General features: G+C 71.9%; 13 protein-coding genes and 3 pseudogenes. 7 read left to right on the top strand and 9 right to left on the bottom strand.

Translation table 11 applies throughout. The annotated features are described in order from the left end of the window. Positions 1-132: 132 nt before the first annotated feature. Positions 133-540: pseudogene (locus ACSMTC_RS04050) on the top strand (RNA polymerase subunit sigma-24); the annotation flags it as partial. A gap of 177 nt (positions 541-717) precedes the next feature. Here the strand turns inward: ACSMTC_RS04050 and ACSMTC_RS04045 are convergent. Beyond that, a complete protein-coding gene (locus tag ACSMTC_RS04045) occupies positions 718-1,770 on the bottom strand; it encodes a nucleotidyltransferase domain-containing protein (RefSeq protein WP_436558252.1) in 1,053 nt (350 codons plus the stop codon). 352 nt (positions 1,771-2,122) lie between these two features. Here ACSMTC_RS04045 and ACSMTC_RS04040 point away from each other — a divergent pair, with 352 nt between their 5' ends. Beyond that, positions 2,123-2,332, top strand: coding sequence for a hypothetical protein (locus tag ACSMTC_RS04040; protein ID WP_436558251.1), 210 nt, complete (start codon positions 2,123-2,125; stop codon positions 2,330-2,332). Between the two features lie 166 nt (positions 2,333-2,498). Here ACSMTC_RS04040 and ACSMTC_RS04035 read toward each other — a convergent pair whose 3' ends face one another. Both ACSMTC_RS04035 and ACSMTC_RS04030 read right to left on the bottom strand, forming a co-directional pair. Continuing rightward, on the bottom strand, positions 2,499-2,660 hold the full coding sequence (locus tag ACSMTC_RS04035; protein WP_436558250.1) for a hypothetical protein: 162 nt from the start codon (positions 2,658-2,660) through the stop codon (positions 2,499-2,501). 219 nt (positions 2,661-2,879) lie between these two features. Further along, positions 2,880-3,791, bottom strand: a complete 912-nt coding sequence (locus tag ACSMTC_RS04030) for a LysR family transcriptional regulator ArgP (protein ID WP_436558249.1) — start codon at positions 3,789-3,791, stop codon at positions 2,880-2,882. 67 nt (positions 3,792-3,858) lie between these two features. Between ACSMTC_RS04030 and ACSMTC_RS04025 the strand changes: the two genes are divergently transcribed. Then, positions 3,859-4,470, top strand: coding sequence for a LysE/ArgO family amino acid transporter (locus ACSMTC_RS04025; protein ID WP_436558248.1), 612 nt, complete (start codon positions 3,859-3,861; stop codon positions 4,468-4,470). A gap of 96 nt (positions 4,471-4,566) precedes the next feature. Here ACSMTC_RS04025 and ACSMTC_RS04020 read toward each other — a convergent pair. Both ACSMTC_RS04020 and ACSMTC_RS04015 read right to left on the bottom strand, forming a co-directional pair. Continuing rightward, positions 4,567-4,668: pseudogene (locus tag ACSMTC_RS04020) on the bottom strand (transposase); the annotation flags it as partial. Between the two features lie 311 nt (positions 4,669-4,979). Continuing rightward, positions 4,980-5,453, bottom strand: a complete 474-nt coding sequence (locus ACSMTC_RS04015; RefSeq protein WP_436558247.1) for a nuclear transport factor 2 family protein — start codon at positions 5,451-5,453, stop codon at positions 4,980-4,982. Between the two features lie 292 nt (positions 5,454-5,745). On the opposite strand from ACSMTC_RS04015, the pseudogene ACSMTC_RS04010 reads away from it, so the two are divergent. Further along, positions 5,746-6,021: pseudogene (locus ACSMTC_RS04010) on the top strand (LuxR C-terminal-related transcriptional regulator); the annotation flags it as partial. A 108-nt stretch (positions 6,022-6,129) separates the two neighbouring features. Here ACSMTC_RS04010 and ACSMTC_RS04005 read toward each other — a convergent pair. Then, positions 6,130-6,690: a GNAT family N-acetyltransferase gene (locus tag ACSMTC_RS04005; protein ID WP_436558246.1), complete on the bottom strand. Its 561-nt coding sequence runs from the start codon at positions 6,688-6,690 to the stop codon at positions 6,130-6,132. A gap of 108 nt (positions 6,691-6,798) precedes the next feature. Between ACSMTC_RS04005 and ACSMTC_RS04000 the strand changes: the two genes are divergently transcribed. Beyond that, positions 6,799-7,536 carry an ArsR/SmtB family transcription factor gene (locus ACSMTC_RS04000; RefSeq protein ID WP_436558245.1) on the top strand — a complete coding sequence of 246 codons (738 nt, stop codon included), beginning with the start codon at positions 6,799-6,801 and terminating at the stop codon, positions 7,534-7,536. Between the two features lie 203 nt (positions 7,537-7,739). On the opposite strand, the gene ACSMTC_RS03995 is transcribed toward ACSMTC_RS04000, so the two are convergent. Further along, positions 7,740-8,684, bottom strand: a complete 945-nt coding sequence (locus tag ACSMTC_RS03995; RefSeq protein WP_436558244.1) for a helix-turn-helix transcriptional regulator — start codon at positions 8,682-8,684, stop codon at positions 7,740-7,742. A gap of 174 nt (positions 8,685-8,858) precedes the next feature. On the opposite strand from ACSMTC_RS03995, the gene ACSMTC_RS03990 reads away from it, so the two are divergent. Beyond that, complete coding sequence (locus tag ACSMTC_RS03990; RefSeq protein ID WP_436558243.1) at positions 8,859-9,779, top strand: alpha/beta hydrolase; 921 nt, start codon at positions 8,859-8,861, stop codon at positions 9,777-9,779. Positions 9,780-10,073: 294 nt separating this feature from the next. Here ACSMTC_RS03990 and ACSMTC_RS03985 read toward each other — a convergent pair whose 3' ends face one another. After that, positions 10,074-11,282 carry a Dyp-type peroxidase gene (locus ACSMTC_RS03985; RefSeq protein WP_436558242.1) on the bottom strand — a complete coding sequence of 403 codons (1,209 nt, stop codon included), beginning with the start codon at positions 11,280-11,282 and terminating at the stop codon, positions 10,074-10,076. A gap of 67 nt (positions 11,283-11,349) precedes the next feature. Between ACSMTC_RS03985 and ACSMTC_RS03980 the strand changes: the two genes are divergently transcribed. Next, positions 11,350-12,687: a right-handed parallel beta-helix repeat-containing protein gene (locus ACSMTC_RS03980; protein WP_436558241.1), complete on the top strand. Its 1,338-nt coding sequence runs from the start codon at positions 11,350-11,352 to the stop codon at positions 12,685-12,687. A gap of 111 nt (positions 12,688-12,798) precedes the next feature. On the opposite strand, the gene ACSMTC_RS03975 is transcribed toward ACSMTC_RS03980, so the two are convergent. Further along, on the bottom strand, positions 12,799-13,617 hold the full coding sequence (locus ACSMTC_RS03975) for a hypothetical protein (protein ID WP_436558240.1): 819 nt from the start codon (positions 13,615-13,617) through the stop codon (positions 12,799-12,801). Positions 13,618-13,716 lie beyond the last annotated feature (99 nt).

Genomic DNA, 13,716 nt, shown 5'->3' with positions numbered 1-13,716 from the left:
GGCAGCGGTCGCTGCCGTCCTGGTCCGCCTGCGGGGACGGGCCGGAACAGGGCTGCTGGGCGGGCCCACGCATCACGGCAGGCGGCGCACCCAGGCTTAGACCGACCGGCAATAGGGCCCGCGGCGTCGCGTGCCGATAGCGTCGAGATCCTGCAGGCGGCCCTCGCCCGTGACCGGCTGGGCGAGTTCCAGGCCCAGGCCGCCATCGCGGCACTCCACGCGGACGCGCCCACCGCCGAGGAGACCGACTGGGTGCAGATCGTCGAGTGGTATGACGAGCTCACGTGCCTGACCGACAGCCCGGTCGTCCGGCTCAACCGCGCAGTCGCCGTCGGCGAAGCCGACGGACCGCGCGCCGGGCTGGCGGCGCTCGCGGCACTGGACGCCTCACTGCCCCGCCACACCGCGGTGGCGGCGTACCTCCACGAGCGCGACGGCGACCTGGCGACGGCAGCACGGCTGTACGCCGAGGCGGCCCGGAAGGCACCCGACCTCGCCGAGCGCGACCACCTGACGCGCCAGGCCGCCCGGCTCAACGCCCCGTCGGCGTCGCTGACAGGCTGCATTCGGATCCGCTGGTGGGCGGGCAACGGAGGACAGTGCGAAGCCGGCGCCGGCCGGCCTGGGCCCGGCATCCGCTCGGGGCGATGCGCCGCCCCGGAACCCGTGCCGGGGTACCAAGCCGTACGGACCACAGGGCACTTGCCCGGTGCCCCGCTACCCGAGCAGACGGTGCTCGATGAGCTGCTTCCGGGCTTCCACGAAGAGTTCTTCCGCCACGCCGGCGTACTCCGTGCTGGCGAGCGAGTGCAGCGCGACCGCCTTCCTGAAGTCCGCCTCGTCACCGACCGTGGCGAGCCCCCAGGCCAGACCTATGTAGGGCTTGACCAGGAACTGCCTGGCCAGTTCGTGGTTGAGGCCGATGCCGTTACTGAAGCGGAGCGGGATGACGGACGGATCCCGCCGCATTCCGCTCGGAGGTTCCCAGGCACGCCACTGCCCGGCATGGGGTTGCGACCACCCGGTGGACGCGGCCGCGATCAGCATCGTCTGCGCCAGATGGACGAAGTCCTGGTACCCGTCGGGCGATTCGGTCCAGCGACCGGACACCATCTCCCGGAAGTAGTCGATCGGGAAACGCGTCACCGACCTGGCCAGTTGGCGGTAGACCCACTTTTCGCCCATGTAGACATCGCCCGCACCGGCAGCCAGGGCTTTGCCCGCGCTCATCAGCACGTTCACACCGACGAGGGCGGCGGTGTCCAGATCGCCGTCCTGGTAGAGGCCGCGGAAATCCTCGAAGTGGCCGTTGGCCTCCAACGCCCAGCGCAGGATGGCCAACTGGCGGATCGCGTCGCTCCGACTCTTGACCGTCTGGTGGAGCTCCGAGAGAGCCGGGGAGGGACAGACGATCTCCGCGTAGGACAGGCGCACCGCGAAGTCGAGCGTGGTCCAGGGCACCCAGGCCTCGGTGGCCCCCGTGTTCTCATGGTGCCAGTCGGTGACCTCGGCGACCATCGCGTTCGCCTGTGCCATCCGTACGAACTCGACGTCGGCACGCATGCCGTCCCTGGCGATCTGCTGCATCTTCGGCCGCTCCGGGGCATCGTCCCTGAGCAGGACGAAGACGTCCGCGTCACTGGTCGCCGACCCAAGACCAGCGGTCACGCTTCCGCCGATGTAGACCCCGGCCACAGCCTCGTCCGCCCCGAACTCCGTGGCCAGCTCGCGCGCATACCGGAGCAGTTTCGAATTACGTTGTGAGTTCACTCGGTGGAGGATATTTCCCCGTCCGGGGACGGTCAACCATACTGTGAAGGGCCGGGATTGACGACCAATCCGCACACGTCCCACACATCAGACATACCGGGCCGACCGATGGCAGTCGCCTCTCGGCCGCATGCACGACAGCGGTCCTCCTCCCTTGGGGGCGGGCGCCGCCGGACTTTCCGGGAGGCAGTCCGGTTGTTGATCAACTGGCAGCGGCCGCACAGAATCCCAGGTCAGCCAGTACGTGAACACTTTGTCAAGGAACAAGTGGCCGAGATGGCAGCGGAACTGCTTGACAGTCAGCTGTCAAAAAAGTTACGGTCAATCTCAGTCTCATTAGGGAGGAAGAGCAATGCGAATTACTGCAAAGCGAATCGGTGCGGCTTCCATGGCGCTCGGCGCCGCGGGTTCCCTGGCCAGCGCCGCCGCCCTGGCGTCGGCCGCTCCGGCTCAGGCCGCCAGCCGCCCGGCCGGCAACTGCGTGGTCGCGGACCAGGCCGCGCCCGCCGCACAGGTGGGTTCCGACATCTCCATGGTCGTATCGCCGATGAACTGCGTCTGATCCGGTAGGCGCGAGAGCGCGACGTTGACGGCCGGCCGCCTGCCAGGGAGGGGCGGCCGGCCGTCGGCAGAACAGGCCGGCTTCAGCGGCGGGCCCCGTACGCCGACCCGAAGACGAGGCGCCGGCTCACTCCGGTGAGACCGGAGGATTCCGCGCTCAATTCCGCTCAACTGTCGCGTTGCCGGAATGACGGATCCTCGTCGTCGAAAATGTCCTCGACGGCGAAATCGTCCGAACCGTGAACCAGCTGATCGGCGAGCAGGTTGAACTCTCCCGCGAGGTCGGCGGGAAAAACGGCATGTTCGACCTGGAATGGGGATATTCCCATGAGCGCGCTCCCGTCTCCGGGGTTTGCGCGACCCGCTTGCGATCCACCCGATTTTCCGGAAACGCCGGCCGGTGTGAATGCCCGCCACGAGCTGTCATTCGTCAACACCAAGTCGGCCGGCTACGGTGGCCCGGCCCAATGACATCAGGATTTCGCCATCCTTCTGTGGAGGGCGCCGCGCACGGCCGAGGTGGTGGCCTCCGAGCCGGGGTGGTGCACCTACTGCAGTGCTCTTGCCGCCTCCGCTGCCACCGCCGCGGCGACGGCTGCCAGCGCGGGGGAGTCGAGGCGCCACTGCTGCCAGTAGAGCGGGACCTCGACCGTGCGGTCGGAGAGGAACCGCACCAGCGCACCGGTGCGCAGCCGGGGCTCGGCCTGGCTGCGCGGGACCAGACCCCAGCCGAGGCCGGCCGTCACCGCGTCGGCGAATCCCTCACTGGAGGGGACGTAGTGCCTCAGCGGACTGGCACTCTGACCATCCGTCAGCTCACGGGTGAAGGCGTCCTGCAGCTCGTCTCGGCGGTCGAAGCAGACCACGGGGGCCGCCGGCAGCAGCAGGGCCGTGTCGCCGTCGAGCCAGCGAGCGGCGAACTGCGGTGCGGCGACCGAGAGATAGGTCATCGCGCCGAGCCGGCGCACCGAGCAGCCCGCCACCGGATCGGGCGTGGAGGTGACGGCCGCCATCACCTCGCCCGCACGCAGCAGGGCGGTGGTGTGCGCCTCGTCCTCACGGCGCAGGTCGACGTGGATCCGCGCGTCCCGCGCGAGCGAGGCCAGCGCGGGCACGAACCAGGTCGCCAGCGAGTCCGCGTTGACCGCGATCGGCAGCCAGGAGGGCTCCGACGGCTCGGTGCCCTCCCCGCCCTCGGCCATCCCGAGGGCGGTACGCGCGTCGCCTTCCAGGCGGGCGAGCTGGCGGCCGAAGCGCACCACGATCTGCCCGGACCCTGTCGCCCGGACCGGCCGGGTCCGGGTCAGCAGTACCCGCCCGGTGCGCTGCTCCAGTGCCTTGATCCGCTGGCTCACGGCGGAGGGCGTGACGTGCAGGGCCGCCGCGGCGGCGTCGAAGGTGCCCTCGTCGACGACCGCGAGCAGGGTCCGTACCAGGTCGTGGGGCAGGTCGTTCTTCACAGGCGCTAATGATACGTAAAAATGTTTAGCTGGCCTTATGTGAAATCCGCTGCCTACGGTGGCACCCATGGGAAACACGCTCACCGCCACCGCGGCCGGTTTCGGGACCGGCCTGTCACTCATCGTCGCCATCGGGGCGCAGAACGCCTTCGTCCTGCGCCAGGGCGTCCGCCGGGAGGCGGTACTGCCGGTGGTCGCGATCTGCGCGGCCTCCGACGCGGCGCTGATCGCCTGCGGCGTGGGCGGACTCGGCGTGCTGGTCGCGGCGTGGCCGACGGCGCTGACGGCGATACGCGTGGTGGGCGCGGCCTTCCTGCTCTGCTACGCCGTGATCGCCGCGCGCCGCGCCTTCCGGGCCTCCAGCCTGGACGGCGGCGGAGCGGCCGTCCGCTCCCGCCGCCGCGCGGTGCTCACCTGTCTCGCGATGACCTGGCTCAACCCGCACGTCTACCTCGACACGGTTCTCCTGCTCGGCGCCGTCGCAGCCACCTACGGCGCGCTGCGCTGGCAGTTCGCACTCGGCGCCGCCCTGGCCAGCCTCTGCTGGTTCGCCGCGCTCGGCTTCGGCGCCCGCCTGCTCACCGGCTTCTTCCGCCGCGCCTCCTCCTGGCGCGCTCTGGACGCCCTGGTCGCGGTGACGATGCTGTTCACCGGTCTGTCCCTCGCCGCGGGGGTCTGATCTTGGCCAGTGCTCCGCTCTTCAGGGCGGGGGTGAAGGCCATCCGTGGGTCGGAGGCGCGAAGCGCCGGAGGGCTCTGCGTCTCCGTGGTGACGGTCAGACGGGGCGCTGCTGGTTCTCGATGTACTGCTTGACGACGGTCAGGGGTGCCCCGCCGCACGATCCGGCGAAGTAGGAACCGGACCAGAAGTGTCCGCCCGGATGGGCCTCGCGCTCATCCCGGCTGCCGGAAGGGCAGTCGTCAGGCGTGCGAAGCGCGTCAAGCCCGCTACCGCAAGGTAAGCAGGAATCTCCCGGCTTCAGCCGGGAGAGCACTTCAACTCCGCTGCAAATTCCTGAAGAAGGCCCGTCTCGGGCTCGGACGAACCGGATTCACCGCGAGCCGATCACTCCCCGAACTCCGGATAACGGCCAAGCTCGGCCCGTTCAACCAGAGCCGGTTCAGGCTCGCCGTCGAGACGCCCGCCGCGACCTGACCGACGCCAGCGATGCGAACCGCGACGGGAGGACTACCGCTTCGCGGCAGCCCGGCGCAGGTGGCGGCTCACATCGCCGACCAGGTTGATGTGGACCCGTCGCTCCACGAAGCGCCACTGCCCGTCACCGCGTTCGAAGCGGTCGTGGTACCGGCCGCCGGCGATGGGTTGCAGCGGCAGGTCGGGCAGAGCCTGCAACACGGTGACGTATGAACGCGAGAGCGCCGTGCCCGCCTGTTCGTCGACCTCGATGGCGACATTGGTGGTGACATGCTGGGTTCGCGGTGTGCCGTCGGCGTAGACGATCAGAGTGTCCTGGAACATCTTCTCGATCGCGTCGCGCCCGCTCACCGGTTCGCCGCTGCCGGTGAAGGTGGCGTCGGCGAGAAGGGCGCCGAGGCCCGCGAAGTCGCCGTCGTCCACGAGCTCGGCGTAGCGTGCGATCAGGTTCTCGATGGCCCGGTAGCTCGACGTCGGATCGGCGGGCATGCGGGTGGATGTGGACATGGTCTCCCCCAGGTGGGACGGGCGGTCTTCGGTGGGCCGGCCGCGGCGACAAGGCTGTGAAACGGCCGGTTGCGACGCGCGGCCTGCCACGGTGGTGGCAGCTGGATCCGGATGACTTGGCGGCACCGGTCGCGCCGAGAGACCGGACCTCGTCCAACGTACAGCCGGACAGCGACAGTTCACCTCCTTGAGCCGAGAGCCGCGGCGGAACGGCGGCCACAGGTCCGCGTCCCACCGTCGTCGCTACTCGGTACGCAGTGCGGCCGCGGTCGGCATCCGGGCGGCCCGCCCGGCTGGGAGCAGTGCCCCGGCCGTCGCCAGCACCAGGCCGCCCGTCTCACCCGAGCAACTGGTCAACGCCGTACGCCAGGTGCGCGCCCGTGACGCGCTGCTCGCGCCCAGCATCACCCGCCGCCTGGTCGAACGCTTCGCCGAGCGGAGCGAGCCGGGCCAGGCCCCGCACCGTGACCTGTCCGCACTCACGCCGCGCGAGCTGGACGTGCTGAGGCTGCTCACCAGGGGCCTCAGCAACGCGGAGCTCGCCGAACGCCTGGTCCTCGGCGAGACCAGGCGGTCGATCGTCATCGCTACCGTGCCGCCGCCAAAGACCCGTCCCCACCGGCCGGAGGGCTTGCCTTCGGTCATGAGTTCACCGCGCCCCGGCGGCATGAGGGGCTCAGAGCTCCTTGGTCATGAAGACGCGACTGGTGCCGGTCGGCACGCACGGCACCTCCCCCATGCGGCGCCAGCCGTTGCGCTCATAGAACCCGGGCGCCTGGAAGCTGATGGTGTACAGGACGGCAGCCCGGCAGCCTCGCGCCCGCCCCTCCTCCTCAGCCCGGCGCAGGATCTCGCTGCCCAGGCCCGAGCCACGCAGCTCGGGCGGCAGGTGGAAGAGGTCGATGAACAACAGGCCGAGGGAGGTCCGGCCGGTCAGGCCGCCGAGGATGCGGCGGGTGCCCGGGGCGCGAACCAGGACGGCCAGGGGACGACGGTCGTCGATGCCGGTGATGTCGATGTTGAAACGGTCCAGGGCGTTCGAGATCACCGCCGTGTCAGCAGGGCGGGGCGCATCGGTGAGGACGAGTTCCGGCGCGGGCCTGCCCGGCAGATCCGGTGCGTGCGAGGGCGTGCGGGCCATGGCGAGAGCGGCGGTCGCAACCGGGGCCAGCGGACTGGCGGCGTGGGCACCGGGAACCGTGCAGTGCCGCAGGTACTGCTTGATGAGTCGCAGCATCGGGCGTTCGTGCTCCTTCGGAGGGCGGTACGGGGCGATTCGGGACGGGGAGCGTAGAACGCCGCCGATTCGGTTCCGGCCGAACCGACGCTCCGGAATACTTGGGGCATGGCGGCTCACAGCGCGGGCAGGTCGGACAAGGCACACAACGATGTCGGCATTGACCTCGCCGCAGTGGCGCGGCTGCTCGCGGAGGACACCCGCGCCGACATCTGCCTGGCCCTGCTGGACGGCCGGGCCTGGACGGCGCGCGAGCTGGCCCGGCACGCCGGGGTGGCACCCTCGACGGCCACCGAGCACCTGAACCTGCTGGTGAGCGGCGATCTCCTGACCGAGGAACGGCACGGCCGTCACCGCTATCTGCGGCTCGCAGGCCCCAAGGTGGCGGCACTGATCGAGAGCCTGGCCGAACTCGCCCCGCGCCGCCCCATCCGCCCCACGTCACTGGGCGCCACCGGCCGGGCCCGCGCCCTGGCCCGCGCCAGACTCTGCTATGACCACCTCGCGGGCACCCTCGGCCTGGCCGTCACGGACGCCATGGTCGCGGATGGCCTGATCACCTGGGAACCGGAACCACGGCTCACCCCGACAGGAGCGGCCCGCCTCGCCGAGCTCGGCATCGCACTACCCACCGTCACCCGGCGCCCGCCGGTGCGCTCGTGCCTGGACTGGACCGAGCGCCGCCCCCACCTCGGCGGCGCTGTCGGAGCCGCGATCTGCTCCCACGCCCTGGACGCGGGCTGGGTCAACAGGATCGGCACGGGCCGCGCTCTGGCACTGACAGAACCCGGCCGCCAGGCATTCCGCGACCGCTTCCACGTCCCCGAGGACCGGTTCCCCATCTAAGACCGACCGGCAATAGGGCCCGCGGCGTCGCGTGCCGATAGCTCTCGCCTGGACGCACATCCCTCGTCGCGCGCAGCGCCGCTGCGCTCTCCTCACGATGCACGCCCAGACTCGGCTCTCGACCCTCCCCCAGCCTTCGGCCGGGGGGACCCCCTTCTTCACCCACGCTCCCTATTGCCGGTCGGTCTAAAACGGGACAGCCCTCAGTCACGGTGGGCGCGGACGGTGCCGTGCGGTTCGTGGACGTCGTGTGCGGTGGGGCGGTGGTTCGGGTGCTCGTCGGTGCCGGGGTGCGGAGTCGACGCCCACCGCAGGAGGAAGCGCAGGCCCTCCTGGGTGGGGGAGTCGGCGGGTGCGGTGTAGGCGACGAGTTGCTGGTCGGGCTGTGTGTCGACGGTGAACTGCTGGACGTCGAGGGTGAGGGGGCCGGCGAGGGGGTGGAGGTAGGTCTTGGTGAGCTGCCGCGGGCCGCGGACCCGGTGGTCGGCCCACCAGGTCCGGAAGTCCGGATCGCGTGTGCTCAACTCGCCGATCAGCGCCACGAGTTCGCTGTCCTCGGGATGGCGGCCGGCCTCCATGCGCAGAACGGCGACGCACTCGCGTGCCGCCCGGGGCCAGTCTGCGTACAGCGCGCGGTAGGCGTCATCGAGGAAGGTGAGCCGGATCAGGTTGCGCTCCTCGGCGGCGAGCGCGTCGAAGTCGGTGAGCAGGGCGGTGGCCGCGCGGTTCCAGGCCAGGACGTCCATGCGCCGGTTGAGGACCATGGCGGGGATGTCGTGCATGGTCGCCAGGAGTTGCCGCAGTTGGGCGTCGACGTGCGGCCGGCCCGGCCGCGGGGTGGCGGGTGCCGGAGCGACGTCGGCGAGGGTGAACAGGTAGCCGCGTTCGTCCGGGGCCAGGTGCAGCGCGTCGGCGAGTGCGGCGAGGACCGGCCGGGAGACCCGGCGGGTGCGTCCCTGCTCCAGGCGCACGATGTAGTCGACGCTCACATGGGCGAGTTGGGCCAGCTCCTCGCGGCGCAGACCCGGCACCCGCCGAAGCCGTCCGTCGTCGAGGAAGCCGGCCCGGCGGGGGTCGAGCGCGGCGCGGCGGGCGCGCAGGAAAGCGCCCAGTTCGCTGTCGTCGGCTGGAGTGTCCTGGGGTCGCATGCTCCCAGTGTCCTCGTGGGCGCGGCCTCGTGCCTGGTACCGGTTTGCATAGGCAGAGCTCTCCCTGGCCGCCGCCGCACGGCGGGGCCACCGTGGATGCCTGGCCCACCCCAGGAGGCCACCGGAGCCCGCCCCAACTGCGGGCCCGTCCCCCTCATGCACCCGGAGCATCCCATGCGGACCGACGTCTCCTTTCCCAGTGCCGGCCTCAAGCTCGCCGGCCACCTGTACACCCCGGACGGCGCGCCGGACGGTCGACGCCCGGCGATCGTGGTGGGCCACCCCGGCGGCGGCGTGAAGGAGCAGGCGTCCGGCCTGTATGCGCGGCGCCTGGCCGAGCGGGGCTTCGTCACCCTGGCCTTCGACGCCGCGTTCCAGGGCGAGAGCGAGGGTGAGCCGCGCGGCCTGGAAGACCCTGCCCACCGGATCGAGGACCTCAAGGCCGCCGTCTCCTTCCTCACCACCCGCGACGAGGTCGACCCCGACCGGATCGGGGCGCTGGGCATCTGCGCCTCCGGCGGCTACGCCCTGGCCGCCGCCTCGACCGACCAGCGCGTCAAGGCCGTTGCCACCGTCAGCGCCGTCGACATCTCCCGCCAGTTCCGCAACGGCGCCGACGGCGCCCAGGACCCCGTCGTCCTCCGCGGCATGCTCGACGCGGCCGCGGCGGCCCGCACCGCCGAGGCCCGGGGTGAGGGCGTCCTGACCTTCCCGCTCTTCCCCGAGACCGAGGAGGAGGCGCGCCGTGGCGGTCCGCACGTCTACGAGGGCTGGGAGTACTACTGCACCCCGCGCGCCCGGCACCCCCGGTCGGCCAAGGCGCTGACCTGGTCCAGCGTCGACCGCATCGCGGCCTTCGAGGCCTTCGCCTCCCTCGGCCTGCTCGCCCCGCGCCCGCTGCTGACGGTCGTCGGGCGTGAGGCGGTGACCTCCTGGATGAGCGTGGAGGCGTTCCGGAGGGCGACCGGCCCGAAGGAGCTGTTCTGGATCGACGGCGCGGGGCACTGCGACCTCTACGACAAGGACGAGTACGTCACCCCCGCGGTCGCGAAGCTGGCCGGCTTCTTCGACGCCAACCTCCCGACGTCCGCGTAGCGTTCGAGCGGACCACCCGCGCCCCACCCCTGGGGAGCGCGCCGGTACCCATGCAGAACCCGCACCGGGTTCCCCGCAGCGAGGAAGCCGGTCAACCGGCCCGCCTCCTCACCCTGCCCGGCACCGGCCACGTCGCCATGCGGGAACGGCCGGCCCCGTGGCCATGGCGCTGCGCGCCCTGATCACCGAATCGGACCACGCACCGCCGGGCACCACCCCCATGGCCGCGACCGCCGCCGGCCGGGGCTGAGCCCACCGTCCGTGCCGCGTGGGCCGGTTACCGGGGGAGGGGCCTCAGGTCCAGAGCTGTTCGCCGAGGGTTCCGCCGGGTGCGGCCCCGGGCAGGACGTAGGCCACGGCCGAGGCCTGGTGTTCGATGAACGGGGTGAGGGCGTCGCGGGTGGCGAGGCGGTTCTGGACGCGGCTGAACTGGGCCGCGTCGCGCATGAAGGCGCAGAAGAGCAGGCCGCGGTCGTCCGGGCCGTCGTCGTAGCTGTAGCCGCGGCGGAGCATGCGGGCGCCGCCGTCGAGGCGGGGGCTGCTGAGGCGGACGTGGGCGGTGGCGGGGATGACGTAGGAGCCGTCGGGGTTCTTGGCGTAGATGTCGGGGTCGTCGTGTTCGGCGGTGCCGGTGAGCGGGGCGCCGTCGTCGGCGCGGCGGCCGATCACCCCCTCGCGCCGGTCCCCGGGGAGGGCCGCGAAGCCGGCGACGTCCATCCGGATCCTGCGGTAGACGAGGACGGTGCCGTTCCGGTGGGTTCCCGGCGGGCCCCAGACCCACTGCTCGGCGGCCTGGTCATCGGGGTTGGCGGTACCGTCCTTGAAGCCGAACAGGTTGCGCGGGGTGGTGCCCGGGGCCGTGTGGGGCAGGAAGCCGGACTGGCCCCAGCGTGGGACGGCGCCGGCCGCGTGTACGGCTGTGCCGGTGAGTTCGGCGACGACGGTCAGGGTCCAGCGGTCGACGGCGCACAGCTGGACCAGCAGATCGCCGTCGCTGCGCGCCGGGTCGAGGCGGTCGCCGGGGAAGGACGGCAACTCGGTCAGCCCGGCGGGGACGTTGAGGCCGAGCCGGGCGGCGAGTGCGGGGCCGATCCCGACCAGGGAGGTGAGCCGGGTCGTGGCGCCGCCCTGCAGGCGCGGATCGGGCGGAGCGTCGGCGGCCGCGGCGGAGAGGGTGCGGGTCAGTGCGGCGAGGACCTTGCGCAGGGTCTCCCGGTCCGCGGCGGCGGAGGTCTGCGGGAGGTCGAAGGAGAGCAGGTGCGTGGCCGGTTGCTGAGGCGCCGTCACACCAGCCTGCCGGACGCCGTGGAAGGGGATCGCGGCCACGGGCGGCGGGGCGCCGGCGCCACGGCTGGACTTCCGGTCGCCTCCGGCCAGTTCGTCGGCCGCCGCGCCGATCCCCGCGGCGAGCACCGCCCCGGCCGCCAGCAGTGCCCTGCGCCGCCCGAGACCGATCGCGGCAGGTCGCGCCGGATTCTGCGGATTTTCCGGTTCGGTAGGCATGCGCGCTATTGGAGACGATAGAACACCTCTCATGCAAATCCTGCCTTCTGACGGACTGTCTCCTCGTGTGACGCATCAACCGGCGGTGCTCGGGGCGGCGGCGCTGCGGTGCCTCCCCCTGCTCCTCGTCTCGCTCGCGATGGTTGCCACCGGGTGCTCCTCGACGGGTTCGAAGTCCGACGACGCCAAGCATCCCGCCGGGAGCGTGCTGCGGGTGCCGGAGGACTTCCCCACCATCCAGAAGGCCGTGGACGTCGCGCGTGAGGGCGAGACGGTGCTGGTCGGCCCGGGCACCTACCGGGAGAGCGTGCACATCACCAAGGAACGTGTCGTGCTGCGCGGAACGGACCGCAACAAGGTGGTCCTCGACGGCGGGCTGCGGCTGGTCAACGGTGTCACCGTCACCGGGCCCGGTTCGGTGGTGGAGAACCTCACCGTGCACGACTACCTGGCCAACGGTGTGCTGTTCACCGGCGTCACCGACGAGAAGCTGCAGCAGCACGGCGCCGGCGGCTCGGCGTACAACCCGCTGGACACCGCCCGCTTCCCGGCCGTCCAGGGCTTCCGCGCGACCCGGGTCACCGCCTACGACAACGGCCTGTACGGCATCTACGCCTTCGACGCGCGCGGCGGCGTGATCGAGGACTCCTACACCTCCGGGCAGGCCGACTCCGGCATCTACGTCGGCCAGTGCAAGCCCTGCGACACCCTGGTGCGCGGCAACACGATCGAACGCAACGCCGTCGGCATCGAACTCACCAACGCCTCGGACGGACTGTCGGTGCTGGGCAACCGAGTTGCCGGAAACCGGGTCGGCATCACGGTGAACTCCAACGACCTGGAGTCCCTCGCCCCGCAGCACGGCGCGGTGATCGCGGGCAACGTGGTCGCCGACAACAACGCCGCCGATACGCCCGAGCAGGCGGACGGGGGCTTCGGCATCGGCATCGGGATCGGCGGCGGCACCGGGAACCGCGTCCAGCGCAACCTGGTCCGGGGCAACCAGGCGGCGGGGGTCGTCGTCACCGATCCGCCCGGGCACCCGGCGAGCGGCAACAGCGTCGAGGGCAACCGCACCGTGGGCAACGGCACCGATCTCGTGCTGGCCTCGGCCGACCCGGGCAACTGCTTCACCGGCAACCAGCCCGCCACCCAGAGCCCGGACGGCCTGGAGGGCCTCGCGGGCTGCGGCATCCACGGCCGCGGCGCGCTGCCCCCCGGTCAGACGACGCCGGTGCAGGCGCCGCCCGGCATCCCGTTCAGCCGGGTGCCGGCCCCGCCCGCCCAGCAGTCCATGCCGGACCCGAAGTCCCCGGGCCGCCCGGCGACCGACCTGCCGGGGCCCGTCGACACGGACGCGTACCCGCTTCCCGCGGACGCCGACGCCGTGCCGCAGCCGCGATGAGTACCGCGCTCCGTGGGCTCGGACATCACTTCAACCGTCCAGATTCACAAGTGAGTTGAGATTGGCTACAGCCGGGAACGGAAGCCGGGAGGCCGCGTTGGCGCGAAGACGTCAGCCGGTGATCCAGGGCGCGTCGGGGAGCCTCGCATCGCCGTCGCGCCCGGAGAACTCCACGGTGGTCGGGGTGCCCAGGCCTGCCATTCGCATGGTGACCCTCCGCAGCGTGCCGTCGCCGTCGACCCAGTACGTCAGCGGCGACCGCCCGCCGTCGGGCCCCGGACCGGGGGTGGCGCCCTGGGCGCGCGGTCCGGCGAAGCGGTCGTAGCTGCGGCCGTCGATGCGGTCCCGGCCGAGCCGGCGTGCCCCGGACTGGGCGAGCAGCAGCGGGTTGTCGGGGCGGTCCGCGCCGAGCTGGACCAGTAGCTGGAGCCCGGCGTCCAGCGGATCCGCCGTGTAGGAGCGCGGGGACCAGCCCGCCCGGGGGACGTGCTCGGCCTGCTGCCAGGGCGGGCCGGCGTCGCCCTCCGGTGCGGGGGCCAGGCCCAGACCGCCGCTGTCCCAGACGACCAGGCCGTGATCGAGCTGCCCGGCTCCCGCCCCGGCGGCCCCAGCCGCCCCGGTGACCTGGTAGCTCCCCACACCCCGGTGGGTGCGGTAGTCCACGACCCCGCTGACCCGCACCACCTCACCGCCGCCCTCGGTGGTGGTGAGGGTCACCGCGACCGGACTGGCCTGGTACAGGTTCAGCCGTGACAGGGCCAGTCGTGACGCCTCGTCAACCGTCACCGGCCGCTCGGTGGCGTCGTCGGAGACGGTCCGGTAGACGGCCAGGCCGCCCGCGGCGGTGCCGCACACCGCGATCGCGATCAGTGTCCTGAACCAGAAGGTCCGGTGCGGCGTACGGCCGTCGGTCTTCGTCTTCCGGGCCATCGCAGTCGCCTTCTCTCGTCGGTCGGTCACGGACAAGGGCGGGTTCCCGGACCGATGGTCCGCGAACCCGCCCGATCCGGCCCGGAGGGTCACCGGTGC

This window comes from Kitasatospora sp. HPM-01-4 (genome assembly GCF_051374625.1).
Taxonomy (GTDB): Bacteria; Actinomycetota; Actinomycetes; order Streptomycetales; family Streptomycetaceae; genus Kitasatospora.
This window is presented reverse-complemented; position numbering and strand designations above follow the sequence as displayed.

Coding starts and splice junctions, on each gene's coding strand:
- ACSMTC_RS04000 (WP_436558245.1), top strand. CDS start 6,799: ATGGCGGCTCACAGCGCGGGCAGGTCGGACAAGGCACACAACGATGTC.
- ACSMTC_RS03990 (WP_436558243.1), top strand. CDS start 8,859: ATGCGGACCGACGTCTCCTTTCCCAGTGCCGGCCTCAAGCTCGCCGGC.
- ACSMTC_RS04025 (WP_436558248.1), top strand. CDS start 3,859: ATGGGAAACACGCTCACCGCCACCGCGGCCGGTTTCGGGACCGGCCTG.
- ACSMTC_RS03995 (WP_436558244.1), bottom strand. CDS start 8,684: ATGCGACCCCAGGACACTCCAGCCGACGACAGCGAACTGGGCGCTTTC.
- ACSMTC_RS04015 (WP_436558247.1), bottom strand. CDS start 5,453: ATGTCCACATCCACCCGCATGCCCGCCGATCCGACGTCGAGCTACCGG.
- ACSMTC_RS04040 (WP_436558251.1), top strand. CDS start 2,123: ATGCGAATTACTGCAAAGCGAATCGGTGCGGCTTCCATGGCGCTCGGC.
- ACSMTC_RS03975 (WP_436558240.1), bottom strand. CDS start 13,617: ATGGCCCGGAAGACGAAGACCGACGGCCGTACGCCGCACCGGACCTTC.
- ACSMTC_RS04005 (WP_436558246.1), bottom strand. CDS start 6,690: ATGCTGCGACTCATCAAGCAGTACCTGCGGCACTGCACGGTTCCCGGT.
- ACSMTC_RS03985 (WP_436558242.1), bottom strand. CDS start 11,282: ATGCCTACCGAACCGGAAAATCCGCAGAATCCGGCGCGACCTGCCGCG.
- ACSMTC_RS04035 (WP_436558250.1), bottom strand. CDS start 2,660: ATGGGAATATCCCCATTCCAGGTCGAACATGCCGTTTTTCCCGCCGAC.